We start from the raw sequence: 18,421 nt of genomic DNA, 5'->3' as shown, positions 1-18,421 counted from the left end.
GACACGACAACGAGGAGAAAACCTGATGAGCACCGTCGCTGCCTACGCCGCTCCAGCACCCAAGGCACCGCTGGAGCGCACCACCATCGAACGTCGCGCGGTCGGCGCGCACGACGTCCTGATCGACATCAAGTTCGCCGGCATCTGCCACTCCGACATCCACCAGGTCGACGAGGGCTGGGGCCAGGGCATCTTCCCGATGGTCCCCGGCCACGAGATCGCCGGCGTGGTCGTCGAGGTCGGTTCCGAGGTCACACGCCACGCCGTCGGCGACCGGGTCGGCGTCGGCTGCATGGTCGACTCGTGCCGTGAGTGCGAGTTCTGCCTGCGCGGGCTGGAGCAGTACTGCGCGAACGGCAACACCATGACCTACAACGGCATCGACCGCCGCGGCGACGTCACCTACGGCGGCTACTCGCAGCAGATCGTGGTCGACGAGAACTACGTCGTGCGCATCCCGGACGCGCTCCCGCTCGACGTGGCCGCGCCGCTGCTGTGCGCGGGCATCACGCTCTACTCGCCGCTCAAGCACTGGGGCGTCGCACCGGGCAAGAAGGTCGCCGTCGTCGGCCTGGGTGGGCTCGGCCACATGGGCGTCAAGATCGCGGCCGCGCTCGGCGCCGAGGTCACCGTGCTGTCGCAGTCGTTGCGCAAGAAGGACGACGGGCTCAAGCTCGGCGCCCAGGACTACCGCGCCACCAGCGACCCGGCCACGTTCACCGAGCTGGCCGGCAAGTTCGACGTGATCGTCTCGACGGTGTCCGCGCCGCTGGACTTCACCGCCTACCTCGGGTTGCTCAAGACCGATGGCGCCCTGGTGAACGTCGGCGCGCCGGAGGAGCCCGTCTCGATCAACCTGTTCGGGCTGCTCGGCGGTCGCAAGACGCTCGCGGGGTCGATGATCGGCGGCATCGCGGAGACCCAGGAGATGCTGGACTTCTGCGCCGAGCACGGCCTGGGCGCCGAGATCGAGCTGATCAACGCCGACGAGATCAACACCGCCTACGAGCGGGTGCAGTCGAGCGACGTGCGGTACCGGTTCGTGATCGACACCGCCACGATCTGAGGACCGCGCCGTGCCCGCTCAGCTGGGCGGGCACGGCACCCCGGTCGTGTAGGCCTTCGTGGCGCCCGCGATCACCGTGTCGAGCTGCAGGAGGGTCTCCTGCAGCTCTTCGATCTGCTTCACCACCGACGAGCGGTGCCCGCGCAGCTTCGCCAGGACCTCCGGTGCCGCCACCCCCGTCACCACGCACGGCAGCATCTCCAGGATCGACGCGCTGGAGATCCCGGCGGCGTAGAGCTGCTGGATCAGCTTGACCCGGCCGACGGCGTTCTCGGCGTATCTCCGCTGCCCGCTCCCGCTGCGTTCGGAGGAGAGAAGGCGCTGCTCCTCGTAGTAGCGCAACGCGCGCACGCTCACGCCTGTGCGTTCCGCCAGCTCACCGATGCGCATTGAGACCTCCGCCACAAAAGCTACCTCTGACGTCAACGTCAGGTTTCTAGCGTAGCTCTCATGCTGCTCACGAGCTACGAACTCGGAAACCTGACCCTGCCGAACCGCCTCGTCATGGCGCCGATGACCCGCGCACGGGCCGTTGATGGCAAACCGACCGAGGCCACGGCCACTTACTACGCCCAACGTGCCACCGCCGGGCTCATCGTCACCGAAGGCGTGCACCCGAACGCGGTCGGCCAGGCCGGTCCGTTCATGCCGGGCGTCCACACCGACGAGCAGGTCGCGGCCTGGCGCGTGGTCACCGACGCCGTGCACGCGAACGGCGGACGCATCTTCGCCCAGCTCATGCACGGCGGCCGCATCGGTCACGCCGAGGTCGCCGGGCACCAGCCCGTCGGTCCGTCGGCGATCGCGGCCGGCACCGACGTGTTCACCCCTACCGGCATGAAGCCCGCGCCGGTGCCACGCGCGTTGTCCGCGGCCGAGGTCGCCGACCAGGTCCAGGCGTTCGGGGACGCGGCCCGCAAGGCCGTCGACGCCGGGTTCGACGGGGTCGAGCTGCACGGCGCGAACGGCTACCTGATCCAGCAGTTCCTGTCCTCCAGCGCCAACGAGCGCACCGACGGCTACGGCGGCTCGATCAGCGGCCGCATCCGGTTCGCCGTGGAAGCGGTCGAAGCGGCCGTGGACGCCATCGGCCCTGACCGCGTCGGCATCCGGCTCTCACCGGGCGGCGAGATCCAGGGCATCGTCGAGGAGAACGTGCCCGTGCTCTACGGCGAGCTGCTGAAAGCGTTGCCGGACATGGCTTACATCCACGTGCTGGCGACCGTGGACGACGAGCGGCTGATGGAGTTGCGCAAGGCGTGGCCGAGCGCGTTCATCCTCAACCCCGGCGGCCAGATCGGCCCGAACGAGAGCACCCAGGAGCAGGGGGAGCGCTGGCTCGCCAACGGCGCCGACCTGATCAGCTACGGGCGCGCGTACATCGGCAACCCCGACCTGGTCGAACGGTTCCGCCAGGGCCTGCCGCTCACCAGTTCCGACCAGGAGACCTGGTTCCAGACACCCACCGGGTACGTCGACTACCCCAGCCATCAGCACTGAAGCGCGCGCAGCAGGTGGTCGACGAGCCGTTCGAGGTAGTCGGGCTCGACCTCGGCCCGCCGGACCGACAGTCGCCAGTAGACCGGGGCCGCGACCAGGTCCAAGGCGATCTCGAAGTCCAGATCCGCCGGTAGTTCGCCCCGGTCGATCGCCCGCCTCAGCGTCACGGCGCCGAGCGCGCGCCGGGGTTCGCCGATCGTCGCGGCGATCGCGTCGGACAACGCCGGAGTGCGGACGGCCTCGGCGGTGAGGTCGGGCAGGATCGTGGCGAACCGGGGGTGTGTCAGCCAGTCGTGCACGGCCGTGACCGTCGCCAGCAGGTCGCCGCGCAACGACCCGGTGTCCGGAACCTCGGCCAGTGGCACGGAGAACTCCGACAGGGCCGCGACCACCATGTCCTGTTTGGACGGCCATCGCCGGTACAGCGCGCTCTTGCCGACCTCCGCGCGCTTGGCCACGGCCTCCATCGACAGCCGGCCGTAGCCGTGCAGGGCGAGCTCGTCGAACACGGCGTCGGTGATCGCCTGCGTCACCTGGGGCTGCAGGACGGCTGCTCCGGTGGGGGTGCGCTTGGTCATGGCGCACATCATAGGACTGGACGAGACGGTCCCGTCCCGCCTAGTGTTGTGGACGGGACGGAACCGTCTCGTCCATTTCTATCTGAGGAGCTTTCGTGGACCTCATCCCGAGGGCACTGCAACTGCTGCTGGACAAGGACATGATCGGGTTCGCCGGCCTGTGGGCCGAGGACGGCGTGGCGGAGTTCCCGTTCGCCCCGCCCGGTTGGCCGGCCAGGCTGGAGGGCCGCGCGGCGGTCGAGGACTACGTGCGCGACTACCCGAAGAAGCTCGACATCCGGAGCTTCCCGAGGCAGGTCGTGCACCAGAGCACCGACCCGGACGTCGTCATCGCCGAGTTCGAGGCCGAGGGTGTCGTGGTCGCGACCGGAGAGCCGTACCGGGCCGCCTACATCGTCGTGGTCACGACCCGCGACGGCGAGATCGTGAGCTACCGCGATTACTGGAACCCGCTGATGGTGCAGGACCTGGCGTGGTCGCACTGATCATCGGCGGCACCGGCACGACCGGCAGCCGCCTCGCCTCGTTGCTGCCCGACGCCCGAGTCGGCACCAGGAAACCGGTGCGGCCCGGCCAGGTCCGGTTCGACTGGGACGTGCCGGCGACGTTTGAACGCGCGCTGGAGGGGATAGATCGTCTTTACCTGATCCCCCCGGTCGGCGTCGTCGATCCCGCGCCGGTGGTCGAGTCGCTGCTCACTCGAGCGCGGCTCGTGCGGCGAGTGGTACTGCTGAGCTCGTCCGCGGTGCCGGAGAGCGCCACGGGGATGGGCGCTCTCCCGGCGCTCGTGCGCGCCATGCCGGAGTGGGCGGTGCTACGGCCGTCGTGGTTCATGCAGAACTTCACCGGCGACCACCTCGTCGCCCAGGGCGTCCGGTCCGGTGAGATCGTCACCGCTACCGGGGACGGCAGGGTCGGGTTCATCGACGCCGCCGACATCGCCGCGGTGGCCGCGCGGGCGTTGACGGATCCGTTGCCGCACAACACCGAGCACCTGATCACCGGTCCAGAGGCGCTCAGCTACGCCGATGCCGCCGCGATCATCACCGAGGTCACCGGGAAGCCCGTGCGGCACCGTTCGGTGAGCACGGAGGAGATGACCGAACGGATCGCGTCGGTGCTGCCGAAGGAGTTCGCCGCCATCCTCGCCGCGCTCGACGAGGACATCCGCGGTGGGGCGGAGGACCGGGTCGCCACGACCGTCGAGGACGTGACGGGCAGGCCCGCCCGGTCGTTCCGCGACTTCGTCAGGCGAACGTCCAGCGCGTAGCGCCACCCGGACCCGCGGTGGCCACGGCGTGCGCGCCGTGCAACGTGATCCGGTAGACGTACCAGGGTCCCGCGCCTCCGCTCGGCGCCATGAAGGGCGCGGTGAACGCCGCGCCCTCGCGTTGTGCGGGCCAGCCCGACTCCCGGTACCTCGCGGCGACCCTGTCCAAAGTGGACTCGTCGCCGACCAGGCGCGCGTCGCCCTCCAGCACGAGGTCCATTCCGGTCAGCCGCACCGAGATCGTGCAGGCGGGATTCTCCGCCAGGTTGCGCGACTTGCGGGTGTCGAGCCCGCTCACGAAGTACAGCGCGTCCTCGAACCAGATCGCGCCTATGCCGACCGAGTGCGGCCTGCCGTCCGGTCGCACGGTGTTCAGGAAGAACGGCACGTCCTTCGCCGCGGACTCGGTGGCGAGAAGGTCCTGTGCCTGGCTCCACGGCAGAGCGGCGTTGCCGTACTGGTCGAGGTTGCGGGTGTCGATCGTCGAGTTCGTCATACAACTACGTCGAACGAGGAACCGCGTTTTCGACGAGTCAGCGCACCGATTCGCACGGAACCATGAAGAACCAGTCGTCAGGCGCGTGCTCCAGCCGTGCTTCCGTCGCTCCCGCAGCGCATTCCGCACGGGCGTTCGCGAGGCTCTCGTCCCACGCGACGCCCGTGAGCACCGTCTTCGGCTCCCGGATGTAGGCGAACACGCTGACCACCACGAGGAATCCGATCAGGTAACGGCTTCCGGCGACCACCGCGCGTTCCCACGTCTTCGCCGGCGTCGCGTCGAGGCCCACGAAGATCGCGGTGAACAGGAACAGACACGGCGCGATGCTGTAGCGCTGCGCGGCCATCACCACGTCCTCCGCCTGCACCTGCAGGACCTGCGTCCAGTTCAGCACCAGGCACGCCACGATGAGGATCACGCAGTAGGCACTGGCGACCAGCGCGAGCGTCCGCCCGGCCCGGTCACCGAACCGCAGGCCCGCCGCGATCGGCACGGCGGCGGCCAGCAGCGAGCCGAAGATCAGCAGGTTGCCCATCGCCGGGTAGAGCTCGCCGGCCCGCTCGGATCCCGTGAACGCCACCACGGGCACCCGCAGCAGGCTCGCCAGCAGCACCTGCACCGGGTCGACCTCGTCGTGCGAGTACGGCGTGCGCGACGCGAACAGCATCGTCAGCCCCTGCACGGCCAGCCCGGCGAGGAACGCGATCGGCACCTCCTTGCGCGGCTGGAAGAGCCGCAGGAGCGCGATCGGCGCCAGGATGAACACCAGCGGGCTCGTCAGGGCGGCGAGGACCACGAACAGCGCGATCGGCACGCGCGGGGCGTTGCGCCACAACAACGCCCAGAAGGCGCCGTAGAGCAGGAACCAGTGCAGGTTCGCCATGTTGTTCAACGTCTCGGAGTTGCCCGCCGGCAACACGATGACGAGCGCGGCCAGCGCGAACCGCATCGGTGTCGACTTCAGGTACGCCTTCGAGGCCGCGAACGTGATCAACGCGATGAGCGCCCGCAACACCGCGGCGCAGACCGCGAACCCCGCGGCCGTCCACTCCAGCGGCAGCAGCGCGACTAGTTGGGCGACCAGGCGCGGCAGCATGTGCAGGTAGCCGCCGTACGGGTCGGTCAGGTTCGACAGCACGGGCGAGCGGACGGCGTCGACCATGAACCGGGCGCCGTCCTCGGCCCACAGGTGGTCGAGCCGGGACCAGCCGGCCGGGATGAGCAGCAGGAACGCCATCGCGGCGACGAACCCGCCCAGGAGACCCAGCCACGCCAGTTCGTGCCGCGGTTCGTCCGGCTGCGGCAGCACGCTGTCCGCGAGCGCACTGGGCCGTTGCACCGTGAAAGCCATCAGTCGGTCCCCCGTGTCCGATTTCGAGCCAGGGGAGAACGTAGCCGGTCAGGGCCTGACGAGGTCCGGCAGGCGCTCGTACGCCGCCCACTGCTCGGCGGACACCGTGCTGATCTGGGACGAGTTCAGCGCCGCGAGCTCCGTCGAGCCGACCACCCACAGCTTGCCGTCGAGCAGCAGCCCGACCGCGCCGTCCGGGCTGCTCACCGCGGGCGCACCGGCCGGGACCTTGGCCGTGAGGTTGAACGACTCGACGCCCTGCGGACGGGTGCCGAGCACGCCGCGGGAGAACTTCTCGGCCACCGAGCGGCGTTCGAACCGCATCAGGTTGCCGCCCGCGATGACGTCGAGCGTGCGTTCCGGGGAGGGCACCGCGAAGCCGTTGAGAACCCTCGCCTCGGCCGCGGTGGCGCATCCCCTGGTGCCCTTCACGTCGATGCCGAAGTGGGAGATGTTCGTCGGTCCCGCAGGGCCGTCGACGGTGCCGCGCAGCACGTCGATCGCGACTCGGCCGCACGGGTCCTTGGCGTCGATCGGCGCGTGGCCTTCGGGCGTGCGCAGGAGGCCGGGGCCTTCCTTCCACGGACCGGGGATCAGCACGGGCTCGAACGGGTGGCGGGTGAAGTCCCTGTTCCAGAACGTGATGGTGGTGCCGTTGTCGGTCTCGTGGGCGATGGCGAACGACGACACCGCGTCGATCCACATCCAGTCCGCGCTGAACGCCTCGACCACCGACCGGGTGCGCGGCCCGTTGTTCGACGTCACCGGCTTGAAGCCCTGCTGGCCGAGCGCCTCGACGCCCTTGGCGAACGTCGGGTCCTTCGAGCGCAGCACGTACTGGCCCGCGCCGTTCTGGTGCGAGGCGAGGCCGGTGGTGTCGGTGAACATCAGGTACACCCAGCCGTCGAGGTAGATCGCCGACTGCTGGCCCGCGCCGTAGGTGTTCTCGCGGATGTTGTCACCGGCCGGGCCGAGGATCGCCTGGCCGCCGTTCTCGCGCGTCCAGGTGATGCCGTCCTTGCTGGACGCGACGCCCGCCGAGCTGCCGTTCGCGTGGTTGTCCCGCGAGGCGCCCGTGTAATACATGTAGTAGACGCCGCCGATCTTGATCAACGACGGGTCGCAGGTGTGCATCGCGTCGAAGCTGCCGCCGCTGCCGGAGAACACCGGTGCCGCCGTCGAGAACGGTCCACCGACGGACGGGCCCTCGCTGTAGAGGATGTCGTCGCCGCCGGGCGGTGCCGCGCTCAGCTGGCTGCACCACCACGCGCGCACCTTGCCGCTTTCGAGCATCACGGCGGGCGCGTAGTTGTACGGCGCGTCCCCGGCCCCGGCGATCACCGTGCCACCGCTCTGGCGGCCGTTCTCCGCGGTGAGCTTGAGGTTGTCCCTGGGAGGCGACGCCTTTGCCGGCTTCTTCGACGAAGTGGGCTTGGTCTGCTCAGACGGTGCTCCGACCGGGTCGCCGACCGCCGCGTTGGTGCACGCTGTAACCGCACTGACCAGCGCGAGCGCAGCGAGTAACGCGAGAGGTCGACGACTCAGGGGCACTCACCCATCATAGTGATCAGGTCCTCCGTACGGGTGAAGTGCGTTGGCGCAAACCGATTCATGCCCTCTCGATTAGTCCTTCTCGTCGCCGCGACAAGCGCGATTCCGCTGCCCAAGAGCACAATTTCGGCGGTTTGAGGCGCCAACGGAGACGCACCGGTGTTAGCCGGATTTGTGGCTGGAACGTGCGTGGTGGCACCAGGTCTCCGGGGTTCTGCACGACCGATGGCAGCCGAGCCGGGCCAGGCTGCTGCGGCGGTGCTGAGCAGGACGAACCTGGGGTCAGCGGGAGGTCGTCGAGCCTGTCGCCGGCCCCGTAGAACCCGGAACGCTTCGGCGCCGGTGACCGTGCGCTTCGTGTCTGTGACGATGAGCACACCCGTGTCGTTGGCGGAGAGCCTGCCTGCCTTCAGCTCAGCTGGCCGGTGGGTGCTCGCGGACCGCGCAGCGGCGGCGGAACCAGGCTAGGAACTTCGCCGGGTCACCGCCCTGCCGGAGCGCGGACACCGCGCCGGTCAGCGGGAACATCGCGGCGTGCGTGCGCGACCGTTCGTAGAGGCCGGGCCGGACCCGCTTGACCAGTGGCCAGCCGTAGCCGGCGAACGCGGCCGCGTCGAGGGCCGGATCGCCGGCACAGGCGAAGTCCCAGTCGATGATTCCGCTGATCTTTCCGTTGTGCCGGCGCAGGTTCACCGGTGCCAGGTCGCCGTGCACGAATCCCGTCACCTCCGGCAGGTCCGCGAACCGTTGCAGGACTTGCGAGGCCTGGGCGCGTTCGTCGGCGTCGAGCAGCGGGAACACCAGCTCGGTGATCTCCTCCGCTGCCCGCCGGCCGCCCGCGTGGTGCAGCGGTTCATCAAGCAGCGCACCGAGTTCGGCGTCCGGTTCCACTGCGGCGAGCGCGTCCAGCACCTCGCGGACGGCCTCGTCGCTCGCGGTCTCCGCGGGCTCGCCGGGCACGTAGGAGAGGACGACGTGAGCCTCGCCGAGCGGCAGGTCCAGCCGGTCCTCGATGACCTCCGGCACGGCGAACGGCAGGTCCAGGCGTGAGATCAGGCGGAGTGCCCGCGCGCGACGCCTCGCGTCCACGAGGTCTCTGCGGGGGAACCGGGCGACCCACTTCCCCTGCACCACAACGGCATCGTTGAACGTGCCGCGCGCCAGTTCCGCACCCGGCGTCCTGAGCAGGTCCTCGACTGTCATCAGCTGCCCAGGTATCGGACGACGGCCATCACGCGGCGGCTCACGCCGGACGAGCCGGAGAGGCCGAGCTTGTCGAAGATGGCGTTGATGTGCTTTTCCGCGGCGCTCTGCGAGATGTGCAGCTGCGTGGAGATGCGGGCGTTCGTGAGGCCTTGGGCCATCAGTTCGAGGACGGCCTTCTCCCTCGCCGTCAGCGTTTCGAGCGGGTCGACGTGGGTGGTCCTGGTCAGCAGCCTGCGCACGACCTCCGGGTCGAACGCCGCGCCGCCCGCCGCGACCCTGTCCAGCGCCTCCAGGAACTCGTCCACCTGCGCCACGCGGTCCTTGAGCAGGTAGCCGACCTTGCCGCCGGTGCTGGTGATCAGCTCGGTGGCGTAGCGGTTCTCGACGTACTGGGACAGCACGAGGACGCTGACCTCCGGCCACCGCTCGCGGATCTCCAGCGCGGCACGCATGCCGTCGTCCTTGTGGTCCGGCGGCATCCGGACGTCGGTGACCACGATGTCCGGCCGGTGCTCCTCGGTGGCCTTGATCAGCTCCGGCGCGGTGCCGACGGCGGCCACGACGTCGTGGTCCTCCTCGGCGAGCAACCGGATCAGGCCCTCGCGCAGCAGCGTCGAGTCCTCGGCCAGGATCACTCGCACGGCAACCTCGCGTAGATCGTGGTGGGACCGCCTTCAGGACTGGTCACCTCGAACGTGCCGTCCACCGCCTTGACTCTCCTGGCCAGCCCGGACAGCCCGGTGCCGGTGGGATCCGCGCCTCCGAAGCCGTCGTCCCACACCATCACCGTGATGTCGCCGGGCGTCGGCCAGACGGAGATCTCCACGACCGTCGGATCGGCGTGCTTGGCCGCGTTGTTGACCGCTTCGGACGCCACGAAGTAGATCACCGTCTCCAGTGCCGTGCCGGGCGACGCCTTGAGCTCGTTGCTGATCGCGACGCGCACGCTCGACCGCTCCGCCAGCACCTCGAGCGCCGTGTCCAGCCCCGAGTCGTCGAGCACGGCGGGGTAGACGCGGGTGGCGACCTCGCGCAGTTCGTCGATGGCCTCGCCCGCCGTGAGATGCGCCTGCTGCAGCAACTCCTGCAGCTGCTCCTCACCCTTGGCCCGGCGAGCCCTGCCGATCAGCATGCCGAGCGCGACGAGCCGCTGCTGAACGCCGTCGTGCAGGTCGCGTTCGATGCGCCGGCGCTCGTCGTCGATCGCCTCGATCACCTCGGCCCGCGTGCTCGTCAGCTCCGCGACCCGTTGCCGCAGCAGCGTTTGCTGACTCGTCCCGAGCATCGCGGTGGCGAGCCAGCGGTCCAGCACCGCCACCCCGACCACCCCGGCCGTGGTCACGAAGATGACCAGCGCACCCGGAATCGCCACCAGCGCGATCAGTTCGAGGGTGACACGATCCCCGTCCTCGATCAGGCTCCAGTCGCCGTCGAAGAGACACGCCGTCACCATCGAGATCGCGACGGCGTACCAGAACGCCAGCATCCAGATCACGCCCGCGCCGAGCGCGCCGACCAGCCACCGCACCGCGAGGTAACGACGGCATCCCTTTCGCGTCAGCGGGTTCGTGTGCACGGCCCGGTCGAACCGCGCGATCCGGCCCAACTCGTATTCGGTCTGCCCGACCACACCCACGTCGACGGCCGCGGCGGCGAGACCCAGCAGCCCCGTCACCGAACCGATCGTGAGCCCGGCGAGCATCCGGAACCAGCCGCGCACCGGAGAACCCGCACTGAGCTGCCCCTCCTGATGCACATTCGCCACCGTACTGGCCCATCCGATCCCGGGCATTGCGGTTTACCGCAGTATCGCCCTGCGGTTTCCCCCACGATTCCCGACGGACAACCTCATGGTCCGGCGTGTCACCCATTCCTAACGTGGACCCCGACCGAATCGCCTTTGTGTGAAGGGAAATCCAATGCTGGCTGAATGGGCCGTCTCGCTGATGGAGTCACTGGGAGGAGTGGGCGCGGCCGTGGTCGTGGGCCTGGACAACCTGTTCCCGCCCATCCCGAGCGAACTGGTGCTGCCCCTGGCCGGCTTCTCCGCGAGCAAAGGCGTGTTCAGCCTGCCGGCGGCCCTGTTCTGGACCACCCTCGGCTCCGTGGCGGGAGCCGTCATCGTCTACCTGGCGGGCATGCTCCTGGGCCGTACCAGAACCCGCGCACTGGTAGCCCGAATCCCGCTGGTCCGCGTATCGGACTTCGACAAGACCGAAGCCTGGTTCTCCCGCCACGGCACCAAGGCCGTGTTCTTAGGTCGAATGGTGCCGCTGTTCCGCAGCTTCATCTCGCTGCCCGCGGGCGTGGAACGCATGAACTTCCCGAAGTTCCTCTTGCTCACCACGCTGGGCAGCCTGATCTGGAACACCATCTTCGTAGGAGCCGGCTATGTGCTGGGCGAGAACTGGCACCGAGTCGAGTCCTACGCGGGAATCTTCCAGAAGCTCGTGATCGCCGCGGTAGTCGTCGCCATCACGCTCTTCGTCGTCACCCGCCTGCGCCGGCGCTCCTCGGGCGACCCGGAGGCGACGGCCGTCTTACCGCGCGTGAAGCGCTGATGCTGCCGCGCAACACAATCCGGCCGCCCCGCGTCAGAGCCGGCATTCTCGGCTTCGTGCGATCGCTGCGAGCCGCGTCGTCAGTTCGATCGTGGTGTCAGGCGTCAGCGATGACGTTGCCGCGCAACACGATCAGGCTGGGACGCGTCAGCACGGACGGATCCTCGACCGGGTCCGCGTCGTAGGCCACCACGTCGGCGAACCCGCCGTCCTCCAGCCCAGGCAGCCCCAGCCACTCCCGCGCGGTCCACGACCCGGCCCCGATGGCGGCCTCCACCGGCATCCCGGCCTTGATCAGCCACGAGATCTCACCCGCCACCTCGCCGCAGGGCTTGTCGTCGGTTCCCGCCAGCACGGTCACCCCGGCTTCGTGCGCCGCCCGCACGGTGGGAAACGCGTGCTCCCACCCGCCGAGCAGCCACTCCCGCAACCGCGGGTCCGGAACATCGTGCAAGCCTGACGCCGCCTTGGCGAAAGCCGAGAAGGTCGGCACCAGAGCAGTCCCCTGAGCCGCCATCCGAGGAAGAAGTGAATGATCGAGGTGCATCCCGTGCTCGAGACTGTCCGCTCCGGCCAGCACGGCGTTGCGGCACCCCTCGGCTGTCTGGCAGTGCACGGCGACGCGTCCGCCGGTGGCGTGCACTGCCGAGACCACAGCGGTCAGAAGGTCCAGCGGCACAGGGGGATCGTCCGGCATCCAGTCGCCGATCACCTTGCACCACCCCACCGCGGCCTCTTCGACCGCGGCGGCGACCAGCTCCTCCTCGGAGACCCGCCTGCCGTAGGACGGGAAGAACCGTCCGGGCGTGGCGAGCCAGGCGCCGCCGCGCACCAGGCGAGGCAGATCGGGATCGTCCGGCCGGTCCGGCAGCGGATCTGGCGAACCGGGCGACCGCACGGTCAGCACCCCGGCCGCGCGGTGCGCGAGCATGTGCCGGCGGAACATCGAGTGCGAGTAGTCGTCGCCGGGCTTCTCCATGCCGGCGTGCGAGTGCACGTCGGTCAGCCCCGGCAGCAGCCACAGGGAGTCCGCAGTGGACGAAGGTGTGGTGCGCAGCCGGTCTCCGTCCACGACGAACGAGACCTGAGCGCGCGAAGGCAGAGCAGTCCCCGAGATCGTGACCCCCATGAAGACGAAGGTACCCCAGGCCGGGGGAGTGGCCTGGGGTACCTGGGAGGGGCTGGATCAGACGTCGTAGCGGTCCGCGTTCATGACCTTGTTCCACGCGACGACGAAGTCCTGGGCGAACTTCGCGGAGGCGTCGTCACTCGCGTAGACCTCGGCGATGGCGCGCAGCTCGGAGTTCGAGCCGAACACCAGGTCGTTGCGGGTGCCGGTCCAGCGGACGGCGCCGGTGGAGCGGTCGCGGCCCTCGAAGTTCTCCTGGTCCTCGGTGACCGACTTCCACTCCGTCTCCATGTCGAGGAGGTTCACGAAGAAGTCGTTGGTCAGCGTCTCCGGCTTGGCCGTGAGCACGCCCGCGGTCGAACCGCCGTGGTTGGCGCCCAGCACGCGCAGGCCGCCTACCAGCACGGTCAGCTCCGGTGCGGAGAGGCCGAGCAGGTTCGCCTTGTCGACGAGGAGGTACTCCGACGGCAGCGGGTGGCCCTTGCCGCGGTAGTTGCGGAAGCCGTCGATCGTGGGCTCCAGGACGGCGAACGACTCGGCGTCGGTCTGTTCCTGGGTGGCGTCGGTGCGGCCCGCGAGGAACGGCACCTCGACGTCGTGGCCCGCGGCCTTGGCGGCCTGCTCGATCGCCGCGGCACCGCCGAGGACGATCAGGTCGGCCAGCGAGACCTTCTTGCCGCCCGACTGGGCGGCGTTGAACGCCTCCTGCACGCCTTCCAGCGTGCGCAGGACCTGCGCGAGCTGGTCGGGCTCGTTGACCTCCCAGCCGCGCTGCGGCTCGAGGCGGATGCGCGCACCGTTGGCGCCGCCGCGCTTGTCGCTCTGGCGGAACGACGAGGCCGAGGCCCACGCGGTCTTGACGAGCTGCGAGACCGAAAGGCCGGACTCGAGGATCTTCGCCTTCAGCGACGTCGCGTCGTCAGCGGAGATGACCTCGTGGTCGGCGACCGGCAGGCGGTCCTGCCAGATCAGCTCCTCCTGCGGCACCTGCGCGCCGAGGTAGCGCTGGATCGGGCCCATGTCGCGGTGGGTCAGCTTGAACCACGCACGGGAGAAGGCCTCGGCGAACGCCTCGTGGCTCTCCGCGAACTTGCGCGAGATCGGCTCGTAGATCGGGTCGAAGCGCAGCGCGAGGTCCGTGGTCAGCATCTGCGGAACGCGGTTGAGGGTGCCGTCCTCGGGGTCCGGCACCGTGTTGGCGCCCGCGCCGTCCTTCGGCTTCCACTGGTGCGCGCCGGCCGGGGACTTGGTGAGCTCCCACTCGAACGCGAAGAGGTTCTTGAAGAACAGGTTCGTCCACTTGGTGGGCTGCTGCGTCCAGGTCACCTCCAGGCCGGAGGTGATGGCGTCACGGCCCTTGCCGGTGCCGTGCGTGCTGATCCAGCCGAAGCCCTGCGAGTCCATCAGCGAGCCCTCGGGCTCCGCGCCGACGAGGTCCGGGTCGCCCGCGCCGTGCGCCTTGCCGAAGGTGTGGCCGCCGGCGATGAGCGCGACGGTCTCCTCGTCGTTCATGCCCATGCGGCCGAACGTCTCGCGGATGTCGCGGGCGGAGGCCAGCGGGTCCGGGTTGCCGTTCGGGCCCTCGGGGTTGACGTAGATCAGGCCCATCTGGACGGCCGCGAGCGGCGACTCGAGGTCGCGCTCACCGCTGTAGCGGGCGTCGCCGCCGAGCCACGTGGTCTCCGGGCCCCAGTAGACGTCCTCGTCCGGCTCCCACACGTCCGCGCGGCCGCCGGCGAAGCCGAAGGTCTCGAAGCCCATGGTCTCCAGCGCGCGGTTGCCCGTGAAGATCATGAGGTCGGCCCAGGAGACCTTCTTGCCCCACTTCTTCTTCACCGGCCACAGCAGACGGCGGGCCTTGTCCAGGTTGCCGTTGTCCGGCCAGCTGTTCAGCGGGGCGAAGCGCTGCATGCCCGCGCCGGCGCCACCGCGGCCGTCGTGGGTGCGGTAGGTGCCCGCGCTGTGCCACGCCATGCGGATCATGAACGGGCCGTAGTGCCCGAAGTCCGCGGGCCACCAGTCCTTCGACTCGGTCAGCACGGCGTCGACGTCGCGCGCCAGCTCGTCGAGGTCGACGGTCAGGAACTCCTGGCCGTAGTCGAGCTCACCGCCGAACGGGTCCGCCTGGACGGGGTGCTTGCGCAGGATTCGGAGGTTGAGCTGGTTGGGCCACCAGTCTCGGTTGCTGCCGCCCTCACTGGGGTGGCTGATGCGACCGTGCGCGACCGGGCAGCCGCCGGCCTCCTCCTCGTTCAGGTCTGCCAGCTTGGCGTCAGTGCTGTCGGACACGGGAATCCTTCCGGGTGTTCAGGAACTTTTCGCGGCGGTCGTGCACTCGGGGCAGGAGCCCCAGTAGATGACCTCGGCCTCGTCGATGACGAACCCGTGGTCGTCGGATGCGTCCAGGCACGGTGCGTGGCCGACTGCGCAGTCGACGTCGGCGATGGCACCGCAGGATCTGCACACGACGTGGTGGTGGTTGTCCCCGACGCGCGCCTCGTAGCGGGCGACCGATCCCTGGGGCTCGATCTTGCGCAACAGGCCGGCGCCGGTCAGTGCGCGGAGAACGTCGTACACGGCCTGATGGGAGACCGCGCCGAGGTTCTGACGCACGACGCCGATGATCGAATCCGTGTCGGCGTGCGGGTGGGAGTGCACCGCGGACAGCACGGCTATCCGCGGAGCCGTCACCCGGAGCGACGCTCCACGCAACAGACGCTCGAAATCGGAAGCCGTGGGCACGAACGCCACCCTGCCGTCTTTTCTGGAATGAGTCAAGTTAATGAACGATGCAGTTCACCCGAACGCGGTCACCGCCGCACGGCCACCACGGCGTCGGCCAGCCGCCGCACGCCCTCGGCGAGCACGTGCTCAGGTGCGCCGCCGTAGGTCAAACGAAGAAAACTGCCCGGCGGTTCAGCGGCGAACCACGGCCGTCCCGGGAACACCACGACATCGCGCGCCGCGGCGGCCGTCGTCAGCTCCAGGTCGTCCACGCCGTCCGGCAACGTCGCCCACAGGTGCAGGCCACCGGACGACTTCGCGAGCTCGAACTCCGGCAGGTGTTCGCCGACCGCGTGCGTCAGAGCGTCACGCCTGGACCTCAAGGACTGCTGGAGCGTGCGCAGGTGCCGCCGCCAGACCGGGGACGTCACGAAGTCGATCGCCGCCTCCTGCAACGGGCCTGCGACGTACAGGTCCTGCCGGGACCGCGTGTTCTTCAGCCGGGTGCCCGCCGGGCCGCGGGCGCCGATCGCGGCGACGCGCAGTCCGGGCGCGGCGACCTTGGTGAGCGAGCGGACGTAGACGACGTGACCGTCGGTGTCCTGCGAGACCAGCGTCGGCGGCGCGGTGCCGTCGATGGTGAAGCCGCGCGCCCAGTCGTCCTCGACGAGGAACGCGCCCATGCGGCGGACGATCCGCATGACCTCGGCACGGCGTTCGTCGGACAGCACGGCGCCGTGCGGATTCGCGTGCAACGGCTGGCAGTAGAAGACCTTCGCGCCCGTGCGTTCGAAGGCGGCTTGGAGCAGGTCCGGCCGCACGCCGTCCTGATCCGCTGGCACCGGCACGACCTTGAGCCCGGCATCGCGCGCCGCCGCGATCGCGCCGAGGTAGGTGGGCGACTCGACCAGGACGGCATCGCCGCGGTCACCGAGTCCGCGGAACACCGTCGCGAGCGCTTCCTGGGCGCCCGCGCACACCGTGATGTCGCCGGCCCTGAGTTCGCCGCCGGCCTCCTTCGCGAACCACGCGCGCAGTTCTTCCTTGCCCTCGACGGGAACGCGCCCCCACGAGGCAGGCCGCCGCGCCGCGCGAGTCAGCGCGGCACCGAGCGCGTCGGTGGGTTGCAGCTCGGGGTCGAGGTAGCCGCTGGTCAACGGAATCGCCTCGGGTTTCGGTACCGCGACGAGGTTCGCCACCAGGTCCTCACCCGGCCTGCCCTCGCCGAGCGCGACGGCCTGCCACGACAGATCACGGCTGGTCGCGGTCGTGCGCGCGGCGACGTAACTGCCGCGGCCGGGCCGCACCTCGACCAGTCCCTCGGCGGCGACGCGCTGGATCGCCTGCTGGACCGTCGCTGGCGAGGCCCGGTGCCGCGCCATGAGATCGCGCACCGAGGGCATGCGGTCGCCGACCCGGCCGGAGCGTGCCGCTGCTCTCAGCTCCTCGATAACGCGGACGGCTGCGTTATCCTCATTCATGAGAGCCAAGAGTAACGTTATCCTTCCGGCGGGGGTAACACTGGGCGCGCTCGGCGTCCTGGGGTTCAGCTACTCCCTGCCCGCGACCCGCCTGGCAGTGGCGGGACTGGACCCGTGGTTCGTCGCGTTCGGCCGCGCCCTCGTCGCAGGGGTCCTGGCGATCGCCTACCTGGCGTTATCGCGAGCGCCGCGCCCGACGGCAGCGCAGATCCGCCGCCTGGTCGTCGTCGCCGTGGGCATCGTGATCGGCTTCCCTCTCTTCACGTCCCTGGCCCTCACCACCCAGACCTCGGCGCACGGCGCCGTCGTGATCGCCGTGCTGCCCATGTCCACGGCGATCTGGGCCGTCCTGCGCGCCTCCGAACGCCCGCCCATCGCGTTCTGGCTCGCCAGCGGCGCGGGTCTGCTCGCGGTGCTGGCATTCGTGGCCACCGGCGGCGGCCTCTCCGGTTCGCTGAACCTGGCCGACGTCTACCTGCTCGTCGCCGTTGTGTTGTGCGGCCTGGGTTACGCCGAGGGAGGCGCGCTCTCCCGGGAACTGGGCGGCGCCAGGACGGTGTGCTGGGCGCTGGTCGTCTCGCTGCCCGTCACGATCCCGGTTTCCTTGTACACAGCGGACTTCTCGCGCGCTGACGGCGTCGTGTGGCTCAGTTTCGCTTACGTGTCAATGATCTCGATGTTCCTGGGCTTCTTCGCCTGGTACGCGGGCCTGGCCGCGGGCGGTGTGGCCAAGATCGGCCAGATCCAGCTGGCCCAACCGGTTCTGACGCTCATGTGGTCCGCGCTCGTCCTGAGTGAACCGGTCGGCTGGCAGGCCCTCGCCACCGCGGCCGTCGTGCTCGTCTGCGTCGTGCTGACCCAACGCAGCCGCGTGCCCGGCGGCCCAAAACTGTCAGACCCTCCTGCCATCCTCGACCCATGCCGATCGAAGTCGCGAGCAAGCGACGCAAGCTGAAGCGCCCGGACGCGGTGGTCATCGACGTGACCTCCCGCGGCCCTGACCCGTGGGTGCGCTTCAGCCCGTTCTACCCGCACGGCCAGATCCCGGTGCCGTTGTCTCCCGGAGTGACGAGCGAGTCCGTCGAAGGCCTCTGGCAGGCGCTGAAGGTCTTCGAGAGCACTGACGTCGATCCGTCGAAGCTCGCGGTGACGTCGATGAAGGGCCTGAAGCGCACGGTCCGCCGTTTCGGTCAGGTCCGGGGCCACCGCGAGGGCCTGGCCGGCGAGCGCCTGCTCGACTACCGCACCGCCCGGCAGGAGATCTACTTACCGGCCTACCGCTGGGTCCTGGAGCACCGGCTGCAGGCGGAAGTCGCGCGGCTGCACGAGTTGGCCGAGTCCGCGGACGTCGTGCTGCTCGACTACACGACCAACGGCGACGTCGAGGACCTCAGCACGCCGCTGTCCCATGCCGCCCTGATCGCCGACCACCTGAGGAGGCTCACCGCTCACGCGTCCTGAAAGCCGGATTTATACTTTCCGCTCTTCGGCTTTGGGGGTCGGCA

At 69.6% G+C, this 18,421-nt stretch carries 19 protein-coding genes; 7 read left to right on the top strand and 12 right to left on the bottom strand.

The genetic code is table 11. The annotated features are described in order from the left end of the window. Positions 1–25: 25 nt before the first annotated feature. A complete protein-coding gene (locus OG205_RS26280; protein WP_402909205.1) occupies positions 26–1,066 on the top strand; it encodes an NAD(P)-dependent alcohol dehydrogenase in 1,041 nt (346 codons plus the stop codon). 18 nt (positions 1,067–1,084) lie between these two features. On the opposite strand, the gene OG205_RS26275 is transcribed toward OG205_RS26280, so the two are convergent. Beyond that, on the bottom strand, positions 1,085–1,456 hold the full coding sequence (locus OG205_RS26275; protein WP_330270724.1) for a MerR family transcriptional regulator: 372 nt from the start codon (positions 1,454–1,456) through the stop codon (positions 1,085–1,087). A 60-nt stretch (positions 1,457–1,516) separates the two neighbouring features. Between OG205_RS26275 and OG205_RS26270 the strand changes: the two genes are divergently transcribed. Then, complete coding sequence (locus OG205_RS26270; protein WP_330270723.1) at positions 1,517–2,566, top strand: alkene reductase; 1,050 nt, start codon at positions 1,517–1,519, stop codon at positions 2,564–2,566. Here OG205_RS26270 and OG205_RS26265 read toward each other — a convergent pair. Next, positions 2,557–3,144 carry a TetR/AcrR family transcriptional regulator gene (locus tag OG205_RS26265; protein ID WP_218164533.1) on the bottom strand — a complete coding sequence of 196 codons (588 nt, stop codon included), beginning with the start codon at positions 3,142–3,144 and terminating at the stop codon, positions 2,557–2,559. The two genes, OG205_RS26270 and OG205_RS26265, sit on opposite strands and share 10 nt — an antisense overlap. A 95-nt stretch (positions 3,145–3,239) precedes the next feature. Here OG205_RS26265 and OG205_RS26260 point away from each other — a divergent pair, with 95 nt between their 5' ends. After that, entirely contained in the window at positions 3,240–3,629 is a 390-nt protein-coding gene (locus OG205_RS26260; RefSeq protein ID WP_330270722.1) for a nuclear transport factor 2 family protein, read from the top strand. Beyond that, complete coding sequence (locus tag OG205_RS26255; protein ID WP_330270721.1) at positions 3,617–4,414, top strand: NmrA family NAD(P)-binding protein; 798 nt, start codon at positions 3,617–3,619, stop codon at positions 4,412–4,414. Before OG205_RS26260 ends, OG205_RS26255 begins: the two co-directional genes overlap by 13 nt. On the opposite strand, the gene OG205_RS26250 is transcribed toward OG205_RS26255, so the two are convergent. The 6 genes from OG205_RS26250 to OG205_RS26225 form a co-directional block, all read right to left on the bottom strand. Next, positions 4,392–4,910, bottom strand: a complete 519-nt coding sequence (locus OG205_RS26250; RefSeq protein ID WP_330270720.1) for a pyridoxamine 5'-phosphate oxidase family protein — start codon at positions 4,908–4,910, stop codon at positions 4,392–4,394. The two genes, OG205_RS26255 and OG205_RS26250, sit on opposite strands and share 23 nt — an antisense overlap. A gap of 37 nt (positions 4,911–4,947) precedes the next feature. After that, positions 4,948–6,264: a hypothetical protein gene (locus OG205_RS26245; RefSeq protein WP_330270719.1), complete on the bottom strand. Its 1,317-nt coding sequence runs from the start codon at positions 6,262–6,264 to the stop codon at positions 4,948–4,950. Between the two features lie 48 nt (positions 6,265–6,312). Further along, a complete protein-coding gene (locus OG205_RS26240) occupies positions 6,313–7,815 on the bottom strand; it encodes a beta-xylosidase (RefSeq protein WP_330270718.1) in 1,503 nt (500 codons plus the stop codon). 414 nt (positions 7,816–8,229) lie between these two features. Then, positions 8,230–9,018 carry a phosphotransferase family protein gene (locus OG205_RS26235; protein ID WP_330270717.1) on the bottom strand — a complete coding sequence of 263 codons (789 nt, stop codon included), beginning with the start codon at positions 9,016–9,018 and terminating at the stop codon, positions 8,230–8,232. Then, complete coding sequence (locus tag OG205_RS26230; RefSeq protein ID WP_330270716.1) at positions 9,018–9,662, bottom strand: response regulator transcription factor; 645 nt, start codon at positions 9,660–9,662, stop codon at positions 9,018–9,020. The genes OG205_RS26235 and OG205_RS26230 overlap by 1 nt, the downstream gene beginning before the upstream one ends. After that, positions 9,653–10,777: a sensor histidine kinase gene (locus tag OG205_RS26225; RefSeq protein ID WP_330270715.1), complete on the bottom strand. Its 1,125-nt coding sequence runs from the start codon at positions 10,775–10,777 to the stop codon at positions 9,653–9,655. The genes OG205_RS26230 and OG205_RS26225 overlap by 10 nt, the downstream gene beginning before the upstream one ends. Positions 10,778–10,940: 163 nt before the next feature. Here OG205_RS26225 and OG205_RS26220 point away from each other — a divergent pair, with 163 nt between their 5' ends. Continuing rightward, on the top strand, positions 10,941–11,582 hold the full coding sequence (locus tag OG205_RS26220; RefSeq protein WP_330270714.1) for a DedA family protein: 642 nt from the start codon (positions 10,941–10,943) through the stop codon (positions 11,580–11,582). A 97-nt stretch (positions 11,583–11,679) separates the two neighbouring features. On the opposite strand, the gene OG205_RS26215 is transcribed toward OG205_RS26220, so the two are convergent. The 4 genes from OG205_RS26215 to OG205_RS26200 form a co-directional block, all read right to left on the bottom strand. Further along, complete coding sequence (locus tag OG205_RS26215) at positions 11,680–12,711, bottom strand: amidohydrolase family protein (RefSeq protein ID WP_330270713.1); 1,032 nt, start codon at positions 12,709–12,711, stop codon at positions 11,680–11,682. A 57-nt stretch (positions 12,712–12,768) separates the two neighbouring features. Further along, complete coding sequence (katG, locus tag OG205_RS26210; RefSeq protein ID WP_330270712.1) at positions 12,769–15,000, bottom strand: catalase/peroxidase HPI; 2,232 nt, start codon at positions 14,998–15,000, stop codon at positions 12,769–12,771. An 18-nt stretch (positions 15,001–15,018) separates the two neighbouring features. Beyond that, positions 15,019–15,453: a Fur family transcriptional regulator gene (locus OG205_RS26205; protein WP_090068208.1), complete on the bottom strand. Its 435-nt coding sequence runs from the start codon at positions 15,451–15,453 to the stop codon at positions 15,019–15,021. A 68-nt stretch (positions 15,454–15,521) separates the two neighbouring features. After that, positions 15,522–16,916, bottom strand: coding sequence for an aminotransferase-like domain-containing protein (locus OG205_RS26200; RefSeq protein ID WP_330270711.1), 1,395 nt, complete (start codon positions 16,914–16,916; stop codon positions 15,522–15,524). Here OG205_RS26200 and OG205_RS26195 point away from each other — a divergent pair. Next, the gene (locus tag OG205_RS26195) at positions 16,915–17,871 is read left to right on the top strand and encodes a DMT family transporter (RefSeq protein WP_330270710.1); all 957 of its coding nucleotides are present in this window, start codon (positions 16,915–16,917) and stop codon (positions 17,869–17,871) included. The genes OG205_RS26200 and OG205_RS26195 overlap by 2 nt on opposite strands. Next, positions 17,835–18,377, top strand: a complete 543-nt coding sequence (locus tag OG205_RS26190; protein WP_330270709.1) for a DUF6939 family protein — start codon at positions 17,835–17,837, stop codon at positions 18,375–18,377. The genes OG205_RS26195 and OG205_RS26190 overlap by 37 nt, the downstream gene beginning before the upstream one ends. Positions 18,378–18,421 lie beyond the last annotated feature (44 nt).

It is taken from the genome of Lentzea sp. NBC_00516, from assembly GCF_036346835.1.
In the GTDB taxonomy this organism is placed as follows: Bacteria; Actinomycetota; Actinomycetes; order Mycobacteriales; family Pseudonocardiaceae; genus Lentzea; species Lentzea sokolovensis.
Note: the sequence above shows the minus strand (reverse complement) of the source record. Positions and strands in the feature narration are given on the sequence as shown.

Bases quoted from the DNA above. Each gene is read 5' to 3' on its own strand.
- OG205_RS26280 (WP_402909205.1), top strand. From the start codon at position 26: ATGAGCACCGTCGCTGCCTACGCCGCTCCAGCACCCAAGGCACCGCTG.
- OG205_RS26275 (WP_330270724.1), bottom strand. From the start codon at position 1,456: ATGCGCATCGGTGAGCTGGCGGAACGCACAGGCGTGAGCGTGCGCGCG.
- OG205_RS26270 (WP_330270723.1), top strand. From the start codon at position 1,517: ATGCTGCTCACGAGCTACGAACTCGGAAACCTGACCCTGCCGAACCGC.
- OG205_RS26265 (WP_218164533.1), bottom strand. From the start codon at position 3,144: ATGACCAAGCGCACCCCCACCGGAGCAGCCGTCCTGCAGCCCCAGGTG.
- OG205_RS26250 (WP_330270720.1), bottom strand. From the start codon at position 4,910: ATGACGAACTCGACGATCGACACCCGCAACCTCGACCAGTACGGCAAC.
- OG205_RS26245 (WP_330270719.1), bottom strand. From the start codon at position 6,264: ATGGCTTTCACGGTGCAACGGCCCAGTGCGCTCGCGGACAGCGTGCTG.
- OG205_RS26235 (WP_330270717.1), bottom strand. From the start codon at position 9,018: ATGACAGTCGAGGACCTGCTCAGGACGCCGGGTGCGGAACTGGCGCGC.
- OG205_RS26220 (WP_330270714.1), top strand. From the start codon at position 10,941: ATGCTGGCTGAATGGGCCGTCTCGCTGATGGAGTCACTGGGAGGAGTG.
- OG205_RS26215 (WP_330270713.1), bottom strand. From the start codon at position 12,711: ATGGGGGTCACGATCTCGGGGACTGCTCTGCCTTCGCGCGCTCAGGTC.
- OG205_RS26195 (WP_330270710.1), top strand. From the start codon at position 16,915: ATGAGAGCCAAGAGTAACGTTATCCTTCCGGCGGGGGTAACACTGGGC.
- OG205_RS26200 (WP_330270711.1), bottom strand. From the start codon at position 16,916: ATGAATGAGGATAACGCAGCCGTCCGCGTTATCGAGGAGCTGAGAGCA.
- OG205_RS26190 (WP_330270709.1), top strand. From the start codon at position 17,835: ATGCCGATCGAAGTCGCGAGCAAGCGACGCAAGCTGAAGCGCCCGGAC.